Consider the following 20,032-nt stretch of genomic DNA (forward strand, 5'->3'; position numbering starts at 1 on the left):
GCAGATTCACGCGCTCATTTCGCTTCGCGCTCGGCGAGGGCCGGAGGCGGTGGCGCGGGCGTCCATTCGTCGCCTTCGATTTCCGGCTCGGCGAAGGCCGCCATGTTGGCGTAATGCAATTCGACATCCTCGCGATAGAAGGTCGCGGCAAGCCCCTGTGCGAGCCGCTTCGCGCCTTCGCTGACCGCCGGAATATCGCCCGACAGCGCGCCATGCGAGAGCGTTGCGGGCGCGCAAAAGCAGTGGATGCGTTCGAGTCCGGGGCACGCGCCGGGCGTCTTTTCCTGGAATTCGAACACCGGTCCGAGGTCGGGCGAATCGGCAAGCTCGGTGTCGTCGTCGCCGGCGGGCGTCGCAAAGCGGTCTTTCCACGCACGCACGTGGCGAGCAAACGGCGCGAGTTCGGGGCGGCTCGCCAGATCGATGCGAAAGCCCGTTGCGAACACGAGGAAGTCCAGTGCGAAGTCGCCTTTCGGCGTACTGACGATGAGTCCGTCGTCTACCTGTTCGATGCTGGTGATCGGCGCACCGAGGTTGAAGCGGGCGTTGGCGTGGCGCGACACGCGCAGCGTACTGCCGCGTGGCGGCGGCACCTGCTGCACGTTGATGTAGTGGCGGATGCGCCACTTCCAGTCGTCGGACAGCGCGACATGGCCGTGCGTGAGGCCCGGATTGCCCGCACCTTTGCCTTTGTTGATGCGCGGAATGTCCGCGCGGCGGATCAGCAGATCGACCGAGGCCGCACCCGCTTCGAGCGCGGTGGCCGCGCTGTCCATCGCCGATGCGCCCGCGCCGATCACGCCGACGCGCTTGCCGCGCAGCGTGCCATAGTCCAGGACATCGGACGAATGGGCGTAGAAACGGCGCGGCAGATCGCGCACGAATGCCGGCAACGAAGGGCCGCCCAGGCCGTCGCGGCCCGTCGCGAGGACGACGTGGCGCGCATGGACGGTCTCGCTGCCGGCGGCGCTCGTGACGGACAGCGCGACGCTGCCGTGCGCGCCCGGCGTGATCGCGGTGACCCGGTGTTCGTTGCGCACGTCGATCTCGAGCACGTCGCGATACCAGCGCAGATAGTCCATCCATTGCAGGCGCGGGATCTTGTCGAGCGCGTCCCACGCCTGCCCGCCGAACTGCGCTTCGAACCACGCGCGGAACGTGAGCGAGGGCAGGCCGAGCGCTGGGCCCGTCAGCTGCTTCGGAGACCGTAGTGTTTCCATGCGTGCGGTGGTGGCCCATGGGCCTTCGAAACCGCGCGGCGACTGATCGTAGATGACGGCGTCGATGCCGAGATGACCGAGCGCGGCGGCCAGCGCAAGCCCGGCCATGCCGCCGCCCACGATCGCCACGTCGATCACGGGGCGGCCTTCGAGGGTGTGTGCGGGGATCCAGCGCTTCGCGGGCAGTTCGAGCCACGCGAGATCCTCGCGCAAACGGGCTTCGAGCGCGGCGAGGCCTGCACACGATGGGGTGGTCGGATTCATTACGGCAACGATTCGTTGGTGGCGGGCAGGTCGCCGTACAGCGACTGCAGGACTTGGGCGTGCTCGGCGCTCGCGCGCAGCGCAAAATCGGGCAGCACGGCGCGGGCGGCGTCGGCGAGCGCGTCGATGAGCGTCACGGCGATGGGGGGCAGCGCGATGGCGTCGCGCGAGATCACGCCGAAGAAGTACGGAATGTCGGCGTCGATCGGACGGATCGCGACGCCGGCGAGCGGCATGCCATAGGCCGTGACCGGTTCGAGCACCGAGATGCCGAGGCCGGCGCGAACCGCGGTCAGCGCGTTCATCGACGAATTCGTCTCGATGAGTCCCGCCGGCGACACATCGGCCTGCGCGAACGCGTGATCGAGCCGGCGGCGCAGGCGATACGGGTTCTGCATCGTGACGACGCGCCGGCCCTCGCAGGCCGACAGCGGCAGCCGCTCGGAGCGGGCGAGCGGATCGTCGTCGCGCAGCGCCGCAACGCACGCGGATTGTCCGATCCAGTGCACGACCACGCCGCGATGTTCGAGCGGCAGGCTCGCCACGCCGATGTCGGCCGCACCGGTGAGGACATCGTGCACGACCTGTTCGGGGGGCAGGCTGCGCAGCTGGATCGTCTGCGCGGTGACGGCGAGATCGGTGCGCGCGAGCGCGACGGGCACGAGGCCGGCGGCGAGCGCCGAGGTTGCCGCAATGCGCAGCGGGCGGCTTTCGCCGCGGCCGATTTCGCCAGCTCGCTTGTGTATCTGTTGCACGCCCGTCAGCACGTGCTCGACATCCTCGTAGAGCAGGATGCCTTGCTCGGTCGGCGTGACGCGCGGGCCGTTGCGCGTGAACAGCGCGTAGCCGACCTCGGTTTCGAGCTCCTGGATCAGCCGCGTGATAGCTGGCTGCGAGCGCCCCAGCAGGCGTCCAGCGGCGGTGACGCTGCCGGTCGTGATCACTGCGGCGAAGGCTTCGAGCTGGCGTAGTTCCATCTTCCGGTTGATGTTGGGATGCACAAGAATGCGTATTTCACATTCTGACGCTGTAAGAATGTGTTTTTCAAATAATTGATCTTTATATCGTTATTCCGGAAGAGGGGTTTCCCCTAACGCCACGGTTCTCGTGATGATGTGCACGGCAAGACTCGGCCACCGGTTCTCAAGTGTGTCCGGATGAAGAGGCGGTGGTACTGGGCGGTGGTCTTCGCTGAACGCGCGTCCTACACTCTACGGCGAACGGAAAAGGCGTCGCGCGTGGGCCCGGCGGCACCACCTGTTATCGGACAGCGAATAGTCACGGTTGCAATTGACGGCGTCCGGCCACGCTCCCCGCGTGGCGTTCAACTTCAACGGTTGAGCAAAGTCCCATAGCCGGTTTGCGCCGGCACCCCGAGCTCGGCTTGCCGCGTGGCGGTTGCCCTGGCAACCGCTGCATCCTCGCCGCGAACAGCAAAAGGCGTGCTCAGCGGGATATCGGACCAAAGTCTCATTGTTTTTGCCCTGGACGGCTACCAAACTTCACGACTACGAGTGCCGTGACCCTACGGCGCCGATACCAAAGCGCCGTGCGGCGTCCGGTGGCGCTTTCGAGCGCGCCGTATGCGCGGCACCCCAGCCAGAGAACAAGAAAATCATTCCGGTGTTCGCGCAATTCATCGGGGCGCGTTGTATCGAGGAAGTCATAACCGGCGTGAGCAATCGTCCGGGCGCGGCAAGTCGGCTGGCCCCGTCCTGTCTCGGCCGGCGCCGCGTCTTGCGTAGTGTGCAGAGTCTTGGCGATCCGTATCGCGAACAGTAAGCGGGCAACGCAGTGGTGACCATGGCGCGCGCGTACCGGGGCGATGCGCAGATCCGGCGCGTTGCGGGAGGCCATTCATGAGCGGACCGTTTTTTCCCGAGCATCGACCGTTACCCCGCGTTGCGGCACGCCGGGACCGCCTGCCGCTGATCTTCGTCGCTATTGCGCTGACGCTCTTCGCCGGCTGCAAGAAGGCATCGGGGCCGCCGGCGCTCGGCGCACCGGAAGTCACGGTGATGACGGTCACGGCTCAGGACACCCCGGTCCAGCTCGAGTTCACCGCGCAGACGCAGAGTTCGCGTGAAGTCGAAATTCGTGCGCGCGTGGACGGCTTTCTCGACCGGCGGACGTACTCCGAAGGCGACAAGGTGAAGGCCGGCCAGACGATGTTCCTGATGGATCCGAAGCCGTTTCAGGCTGCGCTGCAGACGGCGCGGGGCGAGCTTGCGCAGCAGCAGGCGCGGCTCACGGTAGCGCAGCAGAATCTTGCCCGCGTCAAGCCGCTCGCCGCGCAACAGGCATTGAGCCAGAAGGATCTCGACGATGCAGTCGGCAACGAGAAGCAGGCCCAGGCCGCGGTGATTTCGGCGCAAGGGCAGGTGGAGACGGCGGAACTCAACCTCGGTTACACGACGATCAAGTCGCCCCTGGATGGCCTCGCGAGCTATGCAAGACAACAGGACGGCAGCTATCTGATCGCCAATTCATCGGGTCTCCTTACCTTTGTCTATCAGCTCGATCCGATCTGGGTGAACTTCAGCATTTCCGAAAACGAAATGCTCCACTTTCAGGACGAGATTGCGGCGGGCAAGCTGCTGTTCCCGCCGCACAGCGAATTCGTGGTGGCCGTGATCCTCGCCGACGGCACGGAGTTTCCGCAGCACGGCACCATCAGCTTCGCGAATCCGGCGTTCAGCACCGACACGGGCACGTTCCTCGTGCGGGCCTCGCTCGCGAACCCGAAGGGGACGTTGCGGCCGGGGCAGTTCGTGCGCGCGCGCGTGTCGGGCGCCACGCGGCCGAATGCGATCCTCGTACCGCAACGGGCGGTGCTGCAGGGCGCGAAGAGCCACTTCGTCTGGGTCGTGGACAACGAGTCGAAGGCCAAACAGCGAGTGGTCGACGTCGGCGACTGGAACGGCGACAACTGGTTCATCAACGATGGCCTGAAGGCCGGCGAGCGCATCGTGGTGGACGGCGCGATCCGCGTCGTGGCCGACGTGCCGCTCAAGATCGCCGGAACGCTCCCCTCGACGCAGACCGGCGGCAAGACGGTCGTGGAGAAGGGCGGCGCGTCGGCGCCACAGGTGAGCGGGGGCGAGCGAGCGACGGCGCCGGCCAAAACCAGTGCCGCGTCGCAGTAAGGGGCGACTCGATGAACATCTCGCACTTCTGCATCGACCGGCCCATCTTCGCGTCCGTCATCTCGATCGTGATCACGCTCGGCGGCGCGTTGACGATGCTCGCGCTGCCCATCGCGCAGTATCCGGACGTCACACCGCCGCAGATCACGGTCTCCGCGACCTACCCGGGGGCCAGCGCGGACGTCGTGGCGAACAACGTGGCCGCGCCGATCGAGCAGCAGGTCAACGGTGCGGACAACATGATCTACATGTATTCGTCCGGCTCGTCGACCGGCAACTACACGCTCAACGTGTTCTTCGGGATCGGCACCAACCCCGAGCTTGCCCAGGTCGACGTACAGAACCGCGTGAACCTCGCGCTGCCGCAACTGCCGCAGCAGGTGCAGTCGCAGGGCGTGCAGGTCCAGAAAAAGTCGAACGCCTTCATGATGGTGATCGCGATCTACTCGCCGGACGAGCGCTTCGATCCGACCTATATCGCGAACTACGCGAACGTCTACGTGCTCGACACGATCAAGCGGATTCCGGGTGCGAACCAGTCATCGATCTTTGGCACTCCCGACTATGCGATGCGGATCTGGTTGAAGCCCGATCGCATGGCGCAGCTCGGCATCACCGCCGGCGACGTGCAGAACGCCGTACGCGCCCAGAACCAGCAGTTCGCGGTCGGCACCGTCGGCCAGGCGCCAACCGGCAACCCGGTCGAGCAGTCGTTCGCGGTGACCACCACCGGGCGGCTCGCGACGCCCGCCGAGTTCGACAACATCATCATCCGCGCAGCGAGCAACGGCGCCGCGATCGTCCGCCTGAAAGACATCGGCCGGGCCGAGCTTGGCCAGAAGAGCTATTCGAACCGCACCACCTACCAGGGCAAGCCGGCGACGATCATCGCGGTCTACCAGCAGCCGGGCGCGAATGCGCTCGACGTCTCGAAGCAGGTGCGCGAGACGCTCGCGGAGCTCAAGACTTCGTTTCCTGAAGGGCTCGACTATCAGGTCGCGATGGACACGACGGAGTTCACGCGTGCGTCGATCGCCGACGTCGTCCATACGTTCTTCGAAGCGCTCGTGCTGGTGGTGATCGTCGTGTACGTGTTTCTGCAGAGCCTGCGCGCGACGCTCATTCCGGTGCTGGCCGTCCCGGTGTCGATCGTCGGCACGGCGATGGGGATGGCGGCGCTGGGCTTTTCGATCAACATGCTGACGTTGTTCGGGATGGTGCTCGCCATCGGCATCGTCGTGGACGACGCGATCGTCGTGATCGAGAACGTCGAGCGCAACATGACGGTCTTCAAGCTCAGTCCGAAAGACGCGGCCAAGCGGGCGATGGACGAGGTGTCGGGTCCGGTCATCGCGATCGTGCTCGTCATGTGCGCCGTGTTCGTGCCGGTTGCGTTCCTCGGCGGCATCACCGGACAGTTGTACAAGCAGTTCGCGATCACGATTGCGATCTCGGTGGTGTTCTCGGGCATCGTCGCGCTCACGCTCTCGCCTGCGCTCGCCGCCATCCTGCTCAAGCCCACGCACCATGAGAAAAAGGGCTTCTTCCGGTGGTTCGACCATCAGTTCGAGCGCATGACGGCCGGCTACGGGCGCGCCGTGCAGTTCATGATCCGGCGCTACGTGCTGGGCCTCCTTGTTTTCGGTGCCGTGATCGTGCTCGCCGTCATGATGGCGAAATCGATCCCTGGCGCCTTCCTGCCGCCCGAGGACCAGGGCTATCTGCTCGGCGCGATCGTCATGCCCGACGCGGCGAGCCTCGACCGGACCGCGGACGTGGGCGACAAGGTCACCGACTATTTCATGAAGCAGCCCGCGGTCAGCAGCATCACGATCGTGAACGGCTTCAGCTTGCTGGACAGCCAGAACAAGAACAACGCGGGCACGTTCTTCGTGGGCCTAAGGGGTTTCGACGAACGGTACAAGTTCTCGAACATCAGGGAGCAAAACGCACGCGCGGTGCTGATCAAGGCTTACGAAACCCTCTCGAAAATTCAGGAAGGCCTCGTCATCCCGGTGAATCCGCCGTCCATTCCGGGTCTCGGTACGACGGGCGGCAGCGAGATGTGGATCGAAAGTCACGGAGACGGCTCGATTCAGCAGCTCGCGGGCGTCGTGCAGGACTTGATGGCGAAGGCGAGGGCGCGCCCCGAGCTGACCGGCGTGACCTCGACGTTCAACGCGAGTTCGCAGCAGTTGCTCGTGAACGTCGACCGCGACCAGGCGGAGACGCTCGGCGTGCCGGTCGAAGAGGTGTACAGCGCGATGCAGACGATGTTCGGCTCGCTCTACGTGTCGCAGTTCAACAAGGACGCGCGGCTCTGGCAGGTGATCGTTCAGGCCGATCCGCACTACCGGCTCACGCCCGCCGACCTCGACCAGATCTACGTGCGCAGCCGCTCGAACAACATGGTGCCGATCAAGGCAGTGATGACTTACAAGTACGTCACGGGACCCGATCTGATCACGCGCTTCAACAACTTCCCGGCGGTGAAGATTACGGCGAACGCGGCGCCGGGCTACAGCTCGGGCCAGGTGATCGGCACCTTGAAGGAACTCGCCGCGCAGATGCCGCCGGGCTACGCCGTCGGGTGGAGCGGGGAGGCGTTCGAGGAGATCAAGTCGGGCTCGACCGGGGGGCTCGTGTTCGTGTTCGGGATCGTCATGGTGTTCCTGATCCTCGCCGCGCAATACGAGAAGTGGTCGCTGCCACTCGGCGTGCTCATGGCGGTGCCATTCGCCCTGTTCGGCGCGCTGCTCGCGATCCTGCTGCGCGGCCTGAACAACGACGTGTACTTCCAGATCGGGCTGACCATGCTGATCGCGCTCGCCGCGAAGAACGCGATCCTGATCTTCGAGTTCGCGGTCCTGAACCGGGAGAGCGGCAAGACGCCGTACGACGCCGCGCTCGTCGCCGCGGAAGAGCGTCTGCGGCCGATCGTGATGACGTCGCTTGCGTTCATCCTCGGCTGTGTGCCGCTCGCCATTGCACTGGGCGCCTCGCAAAACAGCCGCCATTCGATCGGCACCGGCGTGATCGGCGGGATGCTGGGTGCGACGGCGATCGCCGTGTTCTTCATTCCGATGTTCTACTGGGGGATCGAGTCGCTTGGCTCGCGCAAGGGCGGCGACAAGGAAACGCCCACGCCGGATAGCGGGACGCCGCCACCGGCCTCGGGCGGCCCTGGCTCGCCGACCGTCACGCCGTCCGCGCGGCACGAGGGCGACTGATATGCGCGCCGCAGCTTTCACGCGCGTCGCCGCGCCAGTCGTGCTGATCGGCTTGCTGAATGGCTGTCTGCTCGGCCCCAACTACGAGCGGCCGAAAGTGGACGTGCCGGCAACGTACCGGTTTGCGTACCCGGACGTGGCCGACGTTGCCAACACCAGGTGGTGGGAGCAGTTCGACGACCCGGTGCTGAACGACCTGGTGAAGACCGCGCTCGAGAACAACCTCAACGTGAAACAGGCGGCCGCGCGTGTCGACGAGTTCATGGGCCAGTTCGTGAGCACGCGTTCGGCACTGTTCCCGCAAGCGAGCGCAGGTTTCAGCGCGGCGCGCGAGCGCGCGTCGCAGAACGGGCCGACGCCGATACCGGCCGGCGTCTCGCCGGTCTTCAACGAGTACCAGGCGAGTGTGTCGGCCTTCTGGACCATCGACCTGTTTGGCCAGGTGCGGCGCGAAACCGAGGCGGCGCGCGCCAACGTGAACGTGGCCGAACAAAGCCGACGCGCGACGATTCTGACGCTCGTCGCGTCGGTCGCGACGTCCTATATCACGCTGCGCAGCCTCGACGCGCAGCTCGAAATCGCACAGAGCACAACCGTGAGCCGTGCCGATTCCGTGCACGTGTTCACGCTGCGCCAGCAGTTCGGCCAAACCTCGGATATGGAGCTTGCACAGAGCCAGTCCGACTATGCGGCGACGAAGGCGACCATCCCGCAATTCGAGCAGCAGATCGCACAGCAGGAAGACGCGCTCTCGGTGCTGCTCGGCAGCAATCCGGAGCCGATCCTGCGCGGCCGTGCGTTGGTGGATCTCTCGACGCCCACTGTGCCTGCGGGCGTGCCGTCGGACCTGCTCGAACGCCGGCCCGACCTGCTGCAGGCCGAGCAGAATCTGGTCGCACAAAATGCGCTGATTGGCGCGGCGCGCGCGCTGTATTTCCCGCAGATCTCGCTCACGGGGCTGTTCGGCTCGGTGAGCACGCAGTTCTCCAATCTCTTCACGGGACCTGCGCGGGTGTGGACGTTCGCCGGCTCGGCAGTGATGCCGATCTTCACGGGCGGCAATATCTACGGCCAGAACAAGCAGGCCGAGGCGCGTCAGCAGGAGGCGCTGTTCGCCTACGAAAATGCGATCAAGGTGGCGTTCCAGCAGGTCGACGACGTGTTGGTCTCGGTGCAAAAGTCACGCGAGCAGTTCGAGATCCAGAGCCAGCAGGTCGAATACCTGCGCAAGTATCTGCGGCTTGCGCGGCTACGCTACGAGGGCGGCTATACGAGCTACCTGGAGGTGCTCGATGCCGAGCGCAATCTGTTCAACGCGGAACTGCAGCAAACCCAGACCCGGGCCGCGACGCTGACGAACCTCGTCAACCTCTACATGGCGATGGGCGGCGGGTGGGTCGTGCAGGCGGAGCAGATGAGCGTGCCGCAACCGGCGAGCGGTCCGCCGCCGGCGCAGCCCGCTACGGCGGAACCCGTTGCGCAGGTGCCGCAATGACGCTCGGGGGCTCGTGCGCGCCGCCCCCGACTATGTTCAGGCGCATCGACGCACAGACCGTTCTGGAAAGCGACCGCTGGCGTGTGATGGCGGGTGTCGTTGGCCAGCAAACGGATGAGGGGCGCTGAGGGAGGCGGATCGAGAGGAGCGCGTGCTGGAAACGTGGCTATCTTTTATTTAACATAATGCAAATTATCGCAGTTTTATGATGTTCGCAAACATCAATAATCACCGCATTCGATCTCGACAATGACGTTCAAGGCCCGCGGGCTGGCCGCCCGCGGAACCTCAGCCACGATCTTTCTAGCCGTAACGATAAACCCCGCGCCCAGTCTTCCGACCCAGACGTCCGGCGGCCACCAGTTCACGAAGCAGCGGGCACGCGCGGTATTTCGAATCGCCAAAGTCCTTGTAAAAGACGTCCATGACCGAAAGCACCACGTCGAGCCCAACCAGGTCGGCAAGCGCCAGCGGCCCAATCGGCTGATTCGCGCCGAGACGCATGCCGGTATCGATATCCTCGGCTGGCGCGACGCCTTCGGCGAGCAGGAAGAAAGCCTCGTTGATCATCGGCACGAGAATGCGGTTGACCACGAAGCCCGGCGAATTGCGCACGTTGATCGGCGACTTGCCGAGCCGCAGCGTCAGTTCGTGGACCGTCTCCGCCGCGGCGCTACCGGTTTCGAGGCCCCGGATGATTTCAACGAGCGGCATCAACGGCACCGGATTGAAGAAATGCATGCCGACGAGACGCGACGGGTCGGCAAGCGCGGCGCCAAGCGTGGTGATCGAGATTGAAGACGTATTGGAAGCGAGAATGGCGTCGGGACGCGCGACCGTTTCAATCTGCTTCAGGATGCGCAGCTTCAGATCGAGGTTTTCAGTGGCGGCTTCGATGATCAGCCCGGCAGCACCGAGCCGCTGATAATCGGTGCACGTCTCGATGCGCGCGAGCGCGGCATCGCTCGCCACCGCGTCCAGCTTGTCTTTCGCGATGAGCCGGTCGAGGCTTCCCTTCAGCGCGGTGAGCCCCCTGTCGAGCGCGGCCTCGCTGACGTCGACCACGATCACGCGCAGACCAGCGAGCGCGGCGACCTGCGCGATGCCGGAACCCATCGTCCCGGCGCCCACGATTCCCAATGTGTCGATTTGCATGGCTTTATATGGTGCGCCCGAAGGCGCACACAATTTACTGGACGTTTTCGAAAATGGCGGCGATGCCCTGCCCGCCGCCAATGCACATCGTGACGAGCGCGTAACGGCCGCCAACGCGCTTGAGTTCGTGCAGCGCTTTCACGGCGATCAGTGCGCCAGTCGCGCCAATGGGATGGCCAAGCGAAATACCCGAGCCGTTGGGGTTCACCTTTTCAGGGTCCAGGCCCAGTTCCTGCGTGACCGCGCACGCCTGGGCGGCAAACGCCTCGTTCGACTCGATCACATCGAGGTCCGCGACGGACAGTCCCGCGCGTTGCAACGCAAGACGCGTAGCCGGCACCGGGCCGATACCCATGTAAAGCGGATCGACGCCCGCGTGTGCATATGCCACGAGTTTCGCCATCGGCGCGAGGCCGCGTGCCTCGGCCGCTGCGCGCGACATCAGCAGGACGGCCGCGCCCGCGTCGTTGATGCCGGAAGCATTGCCCGCCGTGACCGTACCGTTCTCCTTCGCGAATACTGGCTTGAGCTTCGCGAAGTCGTCGATCGTTGCATCGTGGCGCAAATGTTCGTCGGTGTCGAAGACGGTCTCGCGCCCTTTCACCGTGCGCTTGACCGGCACGATCTGGCTGGCGAACCGGCCCTCTGCGATCGCTCGCGCCGCTCGACGATGCGACTCGAGCGCGAGGTTGTCCTGCTGCTCGCGCGTGATGCCGTAACGGCCCGCGACGTTTTCGGCCGTCACGCCCATCGGCACGGTGTGGAACGGATCGTTGAGCGCACCCAGCATCATGTCGATGAGGCGCGCGTCGCCCATGCGTGCGCCGAAGCGCGCCTCGGTCGTGATGTACGGCGCGCGGCTCATGTTCTCGGCGCCAGCGCCGATCGCCACGTCAGCATCGCCGAGCAGAATGGTCTGGGCAGCCGAAACGATTGCCTGCAGGCCCGAACCGCACAGCCGGTTGACGTTGAACGCAGGCGTCGATTCAGGAATGCCGGCGTTGATCGCGGCGACTCGAGACAGGTAAAAATCCCGCGGCTCGGTGGCGATCACATTGCCGAACACCACATGCCCCACGTCCTTTGCCTCGACGCGGCTTCGCGCGAGCAGTTCGCGCACGACGATTGAACCGAGTTCGGTTGGCGGCACGTCTTTCAGGCTGCCGCCGAATTTTCCGATCGCGGTCCGCACACCGCCCACCACCACGACTTCCCTGCTCATATGGATTCCTCACTTATCTGTTTTGCCGCCTGCGAAGCGGCGGCGCAGCCTGTTTCTACGCCTGGCCCCGACCTGTTCAGGAAGTCCCCAGGGCGCGCCGTGGCAATCCTAGCGCCAACAGGCGCCGGACAGACTGATCAAACCGGACGACATACTGACAAAACTGGCCATGTCATGCCGTCCACGCGGCCCGACGGTGGATTCCAGTCGCCCCTGTTAAGGTTTCGTTAAGGGGCCGGTGCGTAGAATCGCCTCTGACAACACAACCGGGACCGCCTTCCAGCGGTGAGGCAAGAACGGGCGTGAATAAAGAGGGCCCCTATGGATGCAGTCGAAACATTGAACCGAACCATTTTTCTCGCACTCAATGCCACACCCGCAACGCCGCATTGGCTCATTGCTGCGGGCACGCTGATCGCGGACGATGCGATCCTGCTGGTCCCGGCCATGCTGGCGGCACTATGGTTGACAGGCTCAGACGAGCGCCGCGCGTTGGCCGTGCGCGCCTGTTTTGCCGGCTTGCTGGCCCTCGGCATCAACCAGCTGATCGGCCTGGCGTGGTACCACCCCCGCCCTTTCGCTAGCGCAACCGGCTATACGTTTCTCGCCCATGCTCCCGATTCTTCGTTTCCTAGCGATCATGTGACGCTGCTTTCCGCAGTCTCGTTCACCTTCCTGTACGGCGGGAAGCGGGGAATCGGCTTGCTCGCCTTGTTCGTCGATATCGCCGTTGCCTGGGCTCGCATCTTTGTCGGCGTGCACTGGCCTTTCGACATGATCGGCGCGGCGATCGTCGCCTGGCTGGCCTGCATGATTGGCAGCCCGATCTGGCGCCTCGCGGGCATGGCGGTGACCGGCGCGTTGATCGCGCTGTACAGGAAGGTTCTCGCTGTGCCGATCAGCCTGCGGTGGCTACGGCCGTAGTGAGCCCTCGTCAAGCGCGTCTCAACGCCTGCGGCTGCCAGACTATTCTTTTGAAGCACTCTGGTCTAAGGCTCATCGGCCCCAACCTGTTCGAGTGCATTCAGGTCATCAGAGAAATTGTCAGGCGTCCCAGCAGCGGTTTCATGGGTGCGCGGCGGAGACTTCACGACCGACGGCGGCGTTGCGCCCATGCATTCATCGATACGCTGCAGCAAATAAGGAAAGAACGGATTCGACGCGATGCGGAACATCGAATCGAGCGTCAGGATCAGGGTGCCGCGAACCTATCTTTATTACCTTCAGTGAGGTGCGTAACAGTGTCGTTCTCTTTCGTTATTGATATCGGGAAATCGAAAATACACGCAACTCACAATAGCCGCGCTTTGCTTGCGAATGGGCTTCGAATTCTCACAGGAACGTTAGCTTGCCGTTTCGAATGTCATACATCGAGCCCACCATCTTCACGTTCCCTTTCGTTTCCAGATCGGACAGAATCGGACTCCCACTGCGGATAGCGGCTATCGCACCCTGAACATTCGATCGCGCGACGGCATCGACAAATTCATCGTTTTTGCCGCCATCCGCCGGGTCGTCGGGAACTTCAATCGCCGTGTTTGCAGACATTGGAATCTCCCTTTTGACGGAGGTCGAACCTTGACTCGGAGAGGGATCTTGATCGACGTTCGCTAACAACCTCTGTTCAGCGTGAAGGCAATGTGAAGATGGTCAGTCAGAGTATAGGCGGCGCGAGAAATGGTGATATCCGGCTGCGCCGCCGTCATGGACGCCACACTACGCTGCAGGACGAGCCCCCTCCCAGGCACGCTGCAGGAGCGCTCTAAGCGGCTTCCCCTCGATCGGCCGCGGATTCCAGTAGGGGTTCGACAATGCCACCTCGCAGGCATGATCAAGATCGGTTTCCTTCAAACCGATATCGCGAAGGCCTCGCGGCACCCCGAGTTCCCGGTTTAGCGCATAGAGACCGTCGGCTGCGGAATTCACGTTCAGTGCCCTCGCGATCCGACTCATGGCCTCTGCGGCAACCGTGCCGTTGTACGCGAGCGCGTGGGGCAAGACTATCGCATGCGTTTCCGCATGAGGCAGGTTGAATGTTCCCCCCAGGGTATGGCACAGTTTGTGATGGAGGGCCATACCCACGTTACCGAGCACCATGCCACAGAACCATGCGCCATACAGGCAGTCACCGCGCGCCGATACATCCTTGCTGCTCTTCCTCACTGCACGAAGGCCATCCGCGAGCGAACGAATGCCCTCCTCGGCCATCAATGACATGACAGGATTTCCGTCTTTTGCGTAGAGTCCTTCGGCGGCGTGAGCGATCGCATTCAATCCGCTCACAATCGAGAGTTGAACGGGGAGCCCAATCGTCAACTCCGGGTCGTACAACACGGTCTTCGGCAACACCCTGGCGTCGCGCCCGGTTCGCTTCAGACCGTTCTCGGTGATGCCGTATATCGGCGTCATCTCCGAGCCCGCGTAGGTCGTCGGTATCGCGATGATCGGCAATGACGATTCGAGCGCGATCGCCTTGCCGAGGCCGATCGTCGAACCACCGCCGATCGCGACCGCGCAGTCTGCTTCCACAGTCTTCGCGTGTTCCCGCGCTCGGCGAGCGTTCTCGATGGGAACGTGCATTTGCGCACCGTCGAAAACGCCTGCGCTAGACGGACCGAGGAGAGATGAAACCACCTCGGCTTGCGCTTTCTGCTCGGGGGTACAAAGAATCAATGCGCGGCGGGCGCCCAACGTCTCGACTTCCTGCTGGATCAGTTTCATGCTTCCAGCACCAAATACGACTCTCGACGCCTGCGTTGTGTAGGTGAACTCATACATGAGATCTGCTTCCCTTGTCGTCGGACGGCAAGCCCGCTTAAATGTAGTCGACCTGGTAGCGAGCGACACGAACATCGCCCAGGACCTGCTTCACGCGCAAATGTTCAGGATGCGATGCATAGGCTTCGAGCGACGCCTGGCAATCGAACTCCGTATACAGGACAACGTCGCAGGCATAGTCAACGGCGCTGACATCCAGCCCGACCTCGAGCTTCGTGAGCCCCGGGATTTTCCCGCTCAGGCTCTCGAATGCGCGCTTGACGAAATTCGCCGTCGCTTTCTTTTCCTCATGCGTCTCGCCGCGAACGTTCCACATCACGATATGCTTGATCATTTTCATTTCCATGAATACTGCTTACGAACAGGACCGCTGTTCGAGACACGATCTGGTACCTGGAACAGCGGTTCGCCGTATAGAGTCGTTACGCCTTGTTTTTGTTGTACACGTCCACGAATACGGCCGCGAGCAGCACGACGCCCTTGATCACCTGCTGATAGTCGACGCCGATACCCATGATCGACATGCCGTTGTTCATCACGCCCATGATGAATGCACCCACAACGGCTCCGACTACCTTGCCGACACCGCCGGAAGCGGATGCACCGCCGATAAAGCACGCAGCGATCACGTCCAGTTCGAAACCGGTGCCGGCCTTCGGCGTGCCGCTATTCAGACGCGCTGCGAAAATGATGCCCGCGAGCGCGGCAAGCACACCCATGTTGACGAACGTGAGAAAGCTGACGGCCGGCACGCTAACGCCGGAGAGCCGAGCGGCTTTCGCATTGCCACCGACCGCGTACACACGGCGCCCGATGGTCGTACGGTTCATGACGAACGTGTACAGCCCGATCAGCACGCCCATGATGACGAGCACGGTCGGCAACCCGCGGTAGGACGCGAGCAGGTAGCAAAAATAGACGATCAGGGCGGTCAGCACGACGTTCTTTGCCACGAACATCGGGAACGAACCCTTTTCCACCCCGTGCTTCGCCGCACTCGCGCGATGACGAAGCTCGATCGCGAAGAAAGCGGCGCCGACCAGAACGCCAAGCACAATCGACGTAACATGAAGGTCCTGCCCGCGGAAAATGTCAGGAATGAAACCCGAGCTGACCGCTGCGAAGCTATCCGGGAACGGACCGATCGACTGGCCCTGAAGCACCAGATTGGTCAAGCCGCGAAACACCAGCATCCCGGCCAGCGTCACGATGAACGACGGCATGCGCCAGAATGCAATCCAGTAACCCTGCACGGCGCCAATCAGCGCGCCAGTCGCGATACAGATGATGGTGGCCACAACGTAGTTGACGTTGAACTGCACCATCAACACGGCTGCGAGGGCGCCGACCAGTCCGGCCGTCGAGCCGACCGACAGGTCGATATGGCCCGCCACGATCACCATCAGCATGCCGAGCGCCATGATGACGATGTAGCTGTTTTGCAGCACGAGATTCGTCAGGTTCAGCGGCTCCATGAGCACGCCGCCCGTCGCAAACTGAAAGAAAATCATGATGACGATCAGCGAGAAAAGCAGCCCGTATTCGCTGGCGCCGCGCCTGATCACGTCGATGATTTCACTTTTCTTGACCTCGGCCTCCTGATGAGCCGCAGGCGAGAGAGCTTTACGCATTTCAGATGCCTCCATTTCGCATGATTGCCCGCATGATTTTTTCCTGCGAGACTTCTTCCGACGTGAACTCGCCGACGAAGCGGCCTTCGTTCATGACATAGACGCGGTCGCACATGCCAAGCAGCTCGGGCATCTCCGAAGAAATCATGACCACGCACTTACCCGCCGCAACCGCCTGATTGATGATGCTGTAGATTTCGTACTTCGCTCCCACGTCGATGCCGCGCGTGGGCTCGTCGAGAATGAGGACATCGGGCTCAGAGAACAGCCACTTGCTCAACACGACCTTCTGCTGATTGCCGCCGGACAGGTTGCCGACCACGTGCGAAACCCCTTGCGCGCGGATTCGCAACTTCTTCAGGAAGTCGGACGCAACGGTGACTTCCTCGTGCTCGTTCACGACACCGTATTTCGACACGCCCGCGAGATTCGCCAGAGAAATGTTGGTCTGGATATCGTCATCGAGAAGCAGCCCGTTGCCCTTGCGGTCCTCGGTCACGTAGGCCAGGCCCGCGTTGATGGCCTTCCTGACGGAAGAGACATCGACCGCCTTCCCATGAAGGTGGACCGAGCCGCCAATGTCTTGCCCGAAGGCGCGTCCGAACACGCTCATGGCCAGCTCGGTTCGGCCCGAACCCATCAACCCGGCGATACCCACGATTTCGCCCGCACGCGCCTTCAGGTTGACACCCTTGATGACTTCCCGGTCACGCTGGGTGGGATGCCGGACACGCCAATCCTTGACCTCGAAGATCACCTCGCCGATGTCCGGCGTTCGCTTCGGATAGCGATCGGACATCTCGCGGCCGACCATGGCCTTGATGATGCGGTCCTCGCTAACGGTTTCCGCACGACAATCGAGTTCGTCAACGGTCGACCCGTCGCGGATGACCGTAATGCTGTCTGCGACCCGAGAAATTTCGTTGAGCTTGTGCGAGATGATGATCGAGGTGACGCCACGTGCTTTCAGGTCCAGCAATAGCTTGAGCAGTGTGTCGCTGTCCTTCTCGTTCAGGCTCGCCGTGGGCTCGTCCAGAATGAGCAGGCGCACCTCCTTCGACAACGCCTTGGCGATTTCCACGAGTTGCTGCTTGCCGATTCCGAGGGTACCAACTGGGGTATCCGGGGAATCGGTCAGTCCAACCTTCTCCAGCAGCGCCTTCGCGCGGGCGCGGGAACCTTGCCAGTCGATCACGCCGCGACGGGACTGCTCGTTGCCCAGAAAAATGTTCTCGGTAATGGACAGCATGGGAACGAGCGCAAGTTCCTGATGGATGATGATGATGCCCACCTCCTCGCTGTCCGTGATGTCGGAGAACGCGCGCTCTTCCCCTTCATACATCACGGAACCCGCATACGAACCGTGCGCATAGACGCCGCTCAGAATCTTCATCAGCGTCGACTTGCCCGCGCCGTTCTCACCGCAGATGGCGTGAATTTCGCCTTTTCTGACCTTCAGATTGACGTTGTTCAGGGCCTTCACCTGGCCGAACGCCTTCTGGATGCCGTTCATCTCCAGAATCGTGTCCATCTCCGTATCCTCATATCTCTCGAGCTCGATGCACGACACCAGCGCGCCGTTACGCCTTCCAACGGTCACGGCGCGCTGAGCGACAACACCGCCATTACTTGATCTGCGCCGGCGTGTAGTAACCGCTGTTGACGAGCAGGGGTTGCACGCTTTCCTTGTCGACGAGCACCGGCTTCACCAGATAGGTGGGAACGACCTTCGCGCCGTTGTTGTAGCTTTTCGTGTCGTTCACGGGGACCGTCTTGCCGGTGAGCGCGTCGTCGACCATGTCGGCGGTAATGCTCGCCAGCTTGCGCGTATCCTTGAACACGGTCGTGGTCTGGTCGCCGCGAACAATGGCCTTCACGTTCTGGATGTCGGCATCCTGGCCGGTCACCACGGGCATCGGCGCCTGTGCGGAGCCGTAGCCCACGCCCTTGAGGGACGAAATCACGCCGATCGCGATCGCGTCATTGGGGGTCCAGACCGCATCGAGATGGTCCTTGCCGTAGAAGGCGCTCAGCAGGTTGTCCATCCGCGACTGGGCCGTCGCGCCGTCCCAGTTGCGGGTCGCGATTTTTTCGAATGCTTCCTGCTTGCTGCGAATCACGAACTTGCCGCTGTCGATATACGGCTTGAGCACCGACATACCGCCGGCATAGATCATGTGCGCGTTGTTGTCGTCCGACGAGCCGCCGAAGACCTCGATGTTCCAGGGCGTCTTGCTGCCCTTCTTTTTCCACGCATCGAGGATGCTTTGCGCCTGCAGCACGCCGACGCCGTAGTTGTCGAACGTGGCGTAGTAGTCGACGTCCTTCGTCTGGCTAATCAGGCGATCGTACGAAATGACCTTGATGTGCTTCTTCTGCGCATAGGCCAATGCGTCGGAGAAGGTCTTGCCGTCGATCGGCGCAATCACCAGCGCTTTCACGCCTTTCGCCAGCATGTTTTCGACCTGATTGACCTGCGTCGGCACGTCGTAGTTCGCGTACTGCAAGTCGGCCGTGTAGCCTTTCGCCTTCAGTGCGTCGACCATGCTCTTGCCGTCGGTCAGCCAACGCGACTCGGTCTTGTCAGGCAGCGAGATACCGATGACTCCCTTGTCCCCGGCGTACGAGGACGTCGACATCGCAGCGAACCCGATGCTGAAAGTCACTGCAACCACAACACGCTTGATGATGCTCATCTCCGTCTCCTGACTTAGTACTACGTAGTTATTGGCAAATACGATTCACTTGAAGACTGGCCCCGTGCCCGGGGCCAGTCTCGCCTTACTCGATAAACACTTCTGCCCCAGCCTGTTTCGAGGAGGCGAACATGGCCTCGATGACACGGCTGATGTTGTAGGCCTGTGCAGCGGGAACGACCGATGGGGTTCCGTTGCGCAGCGCCCCGAAGAAAGCGTTCGATTCCCGGTCGAAGTACACCGGGTTGCCGATTTCCGCAATGTCCGGCGAGTACTCGGTCTTCTTCGTGGCCCAGATTTCGGGGAAGCTCGTTTCCTGCCACTCGGTCCAGCCTTCCGGGTACGCGCCCTTGCCTGCGTCGTAGATCTTGTAGCTTGCCGGCAGCGAGCGCGAAGACATGATCCCTTCGGTGCCGTATGCCGTGATGTCCCAGCTCTCCGTCCACGGCAGCACGTCCCACGACATGAAGTCGATGGTCACGATCTTGTCTTCGTAGTTGAGCACCGCGCCAGCGGCATCTTCGCGCGACTCGTCGCCGTGGAAATTCGGAAACTTCGTGATACGCGCGTTGACCGACCGGGGCGTGCCGAAGTGGAGCAGGATGCGGTCCACCAGGTGGCAGCCGATCACGAACACGGCGCCGCCGATATCGCCGGGCTGCGTCATGTGCGCGGTGCCGGCTTCATCGTGCGAGCAGCCGCCGTGCGCGCGCACCTGGACGACCTTGCCGAGGCGCCCGCTTTTCAGGGCTGCCTGCATGACGTCGACCGATGGCGCAAAGCGCCAGCAGTAGCCCACCTGAAAGAGCCCGCCCGTGCGTTCGACGGCCTGCACGATACGCCGCGCGTCTTCCGAACTGCGTCCTGCGGGCTTCTCGCACAGCACGGCCTTGCCGGCTTCGAGCGCCTCGATGGCGAGATCGGCCATCTTGTCGCTTTTCGAGTGCACGAAGACCACGTGCACATTCTCGTCGGCCAGAATGTCCTCTTTTGTGCGAGCCTCGAGTCCGAGCGCGTCGACGAACGGCTTCAGCAACGGGCTGGTGTCCCAGGCGCCGAGCATCTTCGCATCGCTTCGACGTTGAATCGCCTTGACGCGCCCGGACGTGTGCGGGTGCGTGATACCGAGGCAGGCAACGCCTACCGTTTCTCCAGGGCGAATGTTTCGCGTCATGACAGATCTCCTCCAGCTGTA

The 20,032-nt window shown here is 62.9% G+C and carries 16 protein-coding genes; 4 read left to right on the forward strand and 12 right to left on the reverse strand.

Annotation, left to right across the window (positions count from 1 at the left end):
* Positions 1 to 14 precede the first annotated feature (14 nt).
* On the reverse strand, positions 15 to 1,484 hold the full coding sequence (locus AB4Y40_RS06285) for an NAD(P)-binding domain-containing protein (protein WP_368686888.1): 1,470 nt from the start codon (positions 1,482 to 1,484) through the stop codon (positions 15 to 17).
* On the reverse strand, positions 1,484 to 2,461 hold the full coding sequence (locus AB4Y40_RS06290) for a LysR family transcriptional regulator (RefSeq protein WP_368686889.1): 978 nt from the start codon (positions 2,459 to 2,461) through the stop codon (positions 1,484 to 1,486). Before AB4Y40_RS06290 ends, AB4Y40_RS06285 begins: the two co-directional genes overlap by 1 nt.
* An 882-nt stretch (positions 2,462 to 3,343) precedes the next feature.
* On the opposite strand from AB4Y40_RS06290, the gene AB4Y40_RS06295 reads away from it, so the two are divergent.
* From AB4Y40_RS06295 to AB4Y40_RS06305, 3 genes are read left to right on the forward strand one after another with little or no spacing between them, the layout of a single operon-like run.
* On the forward strand, positions 3,344 to 4,630 hold the full coding sequence (locus tag AB4Y40_RS06295) for an efflux RND transporter periplasmic adaptor subunit (protein ID WP_368686890.1): 1,287 nt from the start codon (positions 3,344 to 3,346) through the stop codon (positions 4,628 to 4,630).
* A gap of 11 nt (positions 4,631 to 4,641) precedes the next feature.
* Positions 4,642 to 7,860 (forward strand): efflux RND transporter permease subunit, encoded by a 3,219-nt coding sequence (locus AB4Y40_RS06300; protein WP_368686891.1) that lies wholly within the window; start codon positions 4,642 to 4,644, stop codon positions 7,858 to 7,860.
* A gap of 1 nt (position 7,861) precedes the next feature.
* A complete protein-coding gene (locus AB4Y40_RS06305; protein ID WP_368686892.1) occupies positions 7,862 to 9,355 on the forward strand; it encodes an efflux transporter outer membrane subunit in 1,494 nt (497 codons plus the stop codon).
* Positions 9,356 to 9,658: 303 nt separating this feature from the next.
* On the opposite strand, the gene AB4Y40_RS06310 is transcribed toward AB4Y40_RS06305, so the two are convergent.
* Entirely contained in the window at positions 9,659 to 10,510 is an 852-nt protein-coding gene (locus AB4Y40_RS06310) for a 3-hydroxybutyryl-CoA dehydrogenase (RefSeq protein WP_368686893.1), read from the reverse strand.
* A gap of 34 nt (positions 10,511 to 10,544) precedes the next feature.
* Entirely contained in the window at positions 10,545 to 11,732 is a 1,188-nt protein-coding gene (gene bktB / locus AB4Y40_RS06315; protein ID WP_368686894.1) for a beta-ketothiolase BktB, read from the reverse strand.
* A gap of 321 nt (positions 11,733 to 12,053) precedes the next feature.
* Here bktB and AB4Y40_RS06320 point away from each other — a divergent pair, with 321 nt between their 5' ends.
* Positions 12,054 to 12,656, forward strand: coding sequence for a phosphatase PAP2 family protein (locus AB4Y40_RS06320; RefSeq protein WP_368686895.1), 603 nt, complete (start codon positions 12,054 to 12,056; stop codon positions 12,654 to 12,656).
* A gap of 65 nt (positions 12,657 to 12,721) precedes the next feature.
* Here AB4Y40_RS06320 and AB4Y40_RS06325 read toward each other — a convergent pair whose 3' ends face one another.
* The 8 genes from AB4Y40_RS06325 to AB4Y40_RS06360 form a co-directional block, all read right to left on the reverse strand.
* On the reverse strand, positions 12,722 to 12,907 hold the full coding sequence (locus AB4Y40_RS06325; protein ID WP_368686896.1) for a hypothetical protein: 186 nt from the start codon (positions 12,905 to 12,907) through the stop codon (positions 12,722 to 12,724).
* A gap of 157 nt (positions 12,908 to 13,064) precedes the next feature.
* On the reverse strand, positions 13,065 to 13,280 hold the full coding sequence (locus AB4Y40_RS06330) for a hypothetical protein (RefSeq protein ID WP_368686897.1): 216 nt from the start codon (positions 13,278 to 13,280) through the stop codon (positions 13,065 to 13,067).
* A 168-nt stretch (positions 13,281 to 13,448) separates the two neighbouring features.
* On the reverse strand, positions 13,449 to 14,510 hold the full coding sequence (locus AB4Y40_RS06335; protein ID WP_368686898.1) for a maleylacetate reductase: 1,062 nt from the start codon (positions 14,508 to 14,510) through the stop codon (positions 13,449 to 13,451).
* Positions 14,511 to 14,547: 37 nt separating this feature from the next.
* Positions 14,548 to 14,844, reverse strand: coding sequence for a Dabb family protein (locus tag AB4Y40_RS06340; protein WP_368686899.1), 297 nt, complete (start codon positions 14,842 to 14,844; stop codon positions 14,548 to 14,550).
* A gap of 88 nt (positions 14,845 to 14,932) precedes the next feature.
* A complete protein-coding gene (mmsB, locus tag AB4Y40_RS06345; protein WP_368686900.1) occupies positions 14,933 to 16,141 on the reverse strand; it encodes a multiple monosaccharide ABC transporter permease in 1,209 nt (402 codons plus the stop codon).
* Between the two features lies 1 nt (position 16,142).
* Positions 16,143 to 17,672, reverse strand: a complete 1,530-nt coding sequence (gene mmsA / locus AB4Y40_RS06350) for a multiple monosaccharide ABC transporter ATP-binding protein (protein WP_368686901.1) — start codon at positions 17,670 to 17,672, stop codon at positions 16,143 to 16,145.
* 94 nt (positions 17,673 to 17,766) lie between these two features.
* Positions 17,767 to 18,837 carry a multiple monosaccharide ABC transporter substrate-binding protein gene (gene chvE / locus AB4Y40_RS06355; protein WP_368686902.1) on the reverse strand — a complete coding sequence of 357 codons (1,071 nt, stop codon included), beginning with the start codon at positions 18,835 to 18,837 and terminating at the stop codon, positions 17,767 to 17,769.
* 85 nt (positions 18,838 to 18,922) lie between these two features.
* Positions 18,923 to 20,011, reverse strand: coding sequence for a Gfo/Idh/MocA family protein (locus tag AB4Y40_RS06360; protein ID WP_368686903.1), 1,089 nt, complete (start codon positions 20,009 to 20,011; stop codon positions 18,923 to 18,925).
* Between the last annotated feature and the right edge of the window lie 21 nt (positions 20,012 to 20,032).

This window comes from Paraburkholderia sp. EG287B (assembly GCF_040965595.1).
Taxonomy (GTDB): domain Bacteria; phylum Pseudomonadota; class Gammaproteobacteria; order Burkholderiales; family Burkholderiaceae; genus Paraburkholderia.

Coding starts and splice junctions, on each gene's coding strand:
- mmsA (WP_368686901.1), bottom strand. CDS start 17,672: ATGGACACGATTCTGGAGATGAACGGCATCCAGAAGGCGTTCGGCCAG.
- AB4Y40_RS06285 (WP_368686888.1), bottom strand. CDS start 1,484: ATGAATCCGACCACCCCATCGTGTGCAGGCCTCGCCGCGCTCGAAGCC.
- AB4Y40_RS06290 (WP_368686889.1), bottom strand. CDS start 2,461: ATGGAACTACGCCAGCTCGAAGCCTTCGCCGCAGTGATCACGACCGGC.
- AB4Y40_RS06310 (WP_368686893.1), bottom strand. CDS start 10,510: ATGCAAATCGACACATTGGGAATCGTGGGCGCCGGGACGATGGGTTCC.
- AB4Y40_RS06305 (WP_368686892.1), top strand. CDS start 7,862: ATGCGCGCCGCAGCTTTCACGCGCGTCGCCGCGCCAGTCGTGCTGATC.
- AB4Y40_RS06335 (WP_368686898.1), bottom strand. CDS start 14,510: ATGTATGAGTTCACCTACACAACGCAGGCGTCGAGAGTCGTATTTGGT.
- chvE (WP_368686902.1), bottom strand. CDS start 18,837: ATGAGCATCATCAAGCGTGTTGTGGTTGCAGTGACTTTCAGCATCGGG.
- mmsB (WP_368686900.1), bottom strand. CDS start 16,141: ATGCGTAAAGCTCTCTCGCCTGCGGCTCATCAGGAGGCCGAGGTCAAG.
- AB4Y40_RS06325 (WP_368686896.1), bottom strand. CDS start 12,907: ATGTTCCGCATCGCGTCGAATCCGTTCTTTCCTTATTTGCTGCAGCGT.
- AB4Y40_RS06300 (WP_368686891.1), top strand. CDS start 4,642: ATGAACATCTCGCACTTCTGCATCGACCGGCCCATCTTCGCGTCCGTC.
- AB4Y40_RS06320 (WP_368686895.1), top strand. CDS start 12,054: ATGGATGCAGTCGAAACATTGAACCGAACCATTTTTCTCGCACTCAAT.
- AB4Y40_RS06330 (WP_368686897.1), bottom strand. CDS start 13,280: ATGTCTGCAAACACGGCGATTGAAGTTCCCGACGACCCGGCGGATGGC.
- AB4Y40_RS06360 (WP_368686903.1), bottom strand. CDS start 20,011: ATGACGCGAAACATTCGCCCTGGAGAAACGGTAGGCGTTGCCTGCCTC.
- bktB (WP_368686894.1), bottom strand. CDS start 11,732: ATGAGCAGGGAAGTCGTGGTGGTGGGCGGTGTGCGGACCGCGATCGGA.
- AB4Y40_RS06295 (WP_368686890.1), top strand. CDS start 3,344: ATGAGCGGACCGTTTTTTCCCGAGCATCGACCGTTACCCCGCGTTGCG.
- AB4Y40_RS06340 (WP_368686899.1), bottom strand. CDS start 14,844: ATGATCAAGCATATCGTGATGTGGAACGTTCGCGGCGAGACGCATGAG.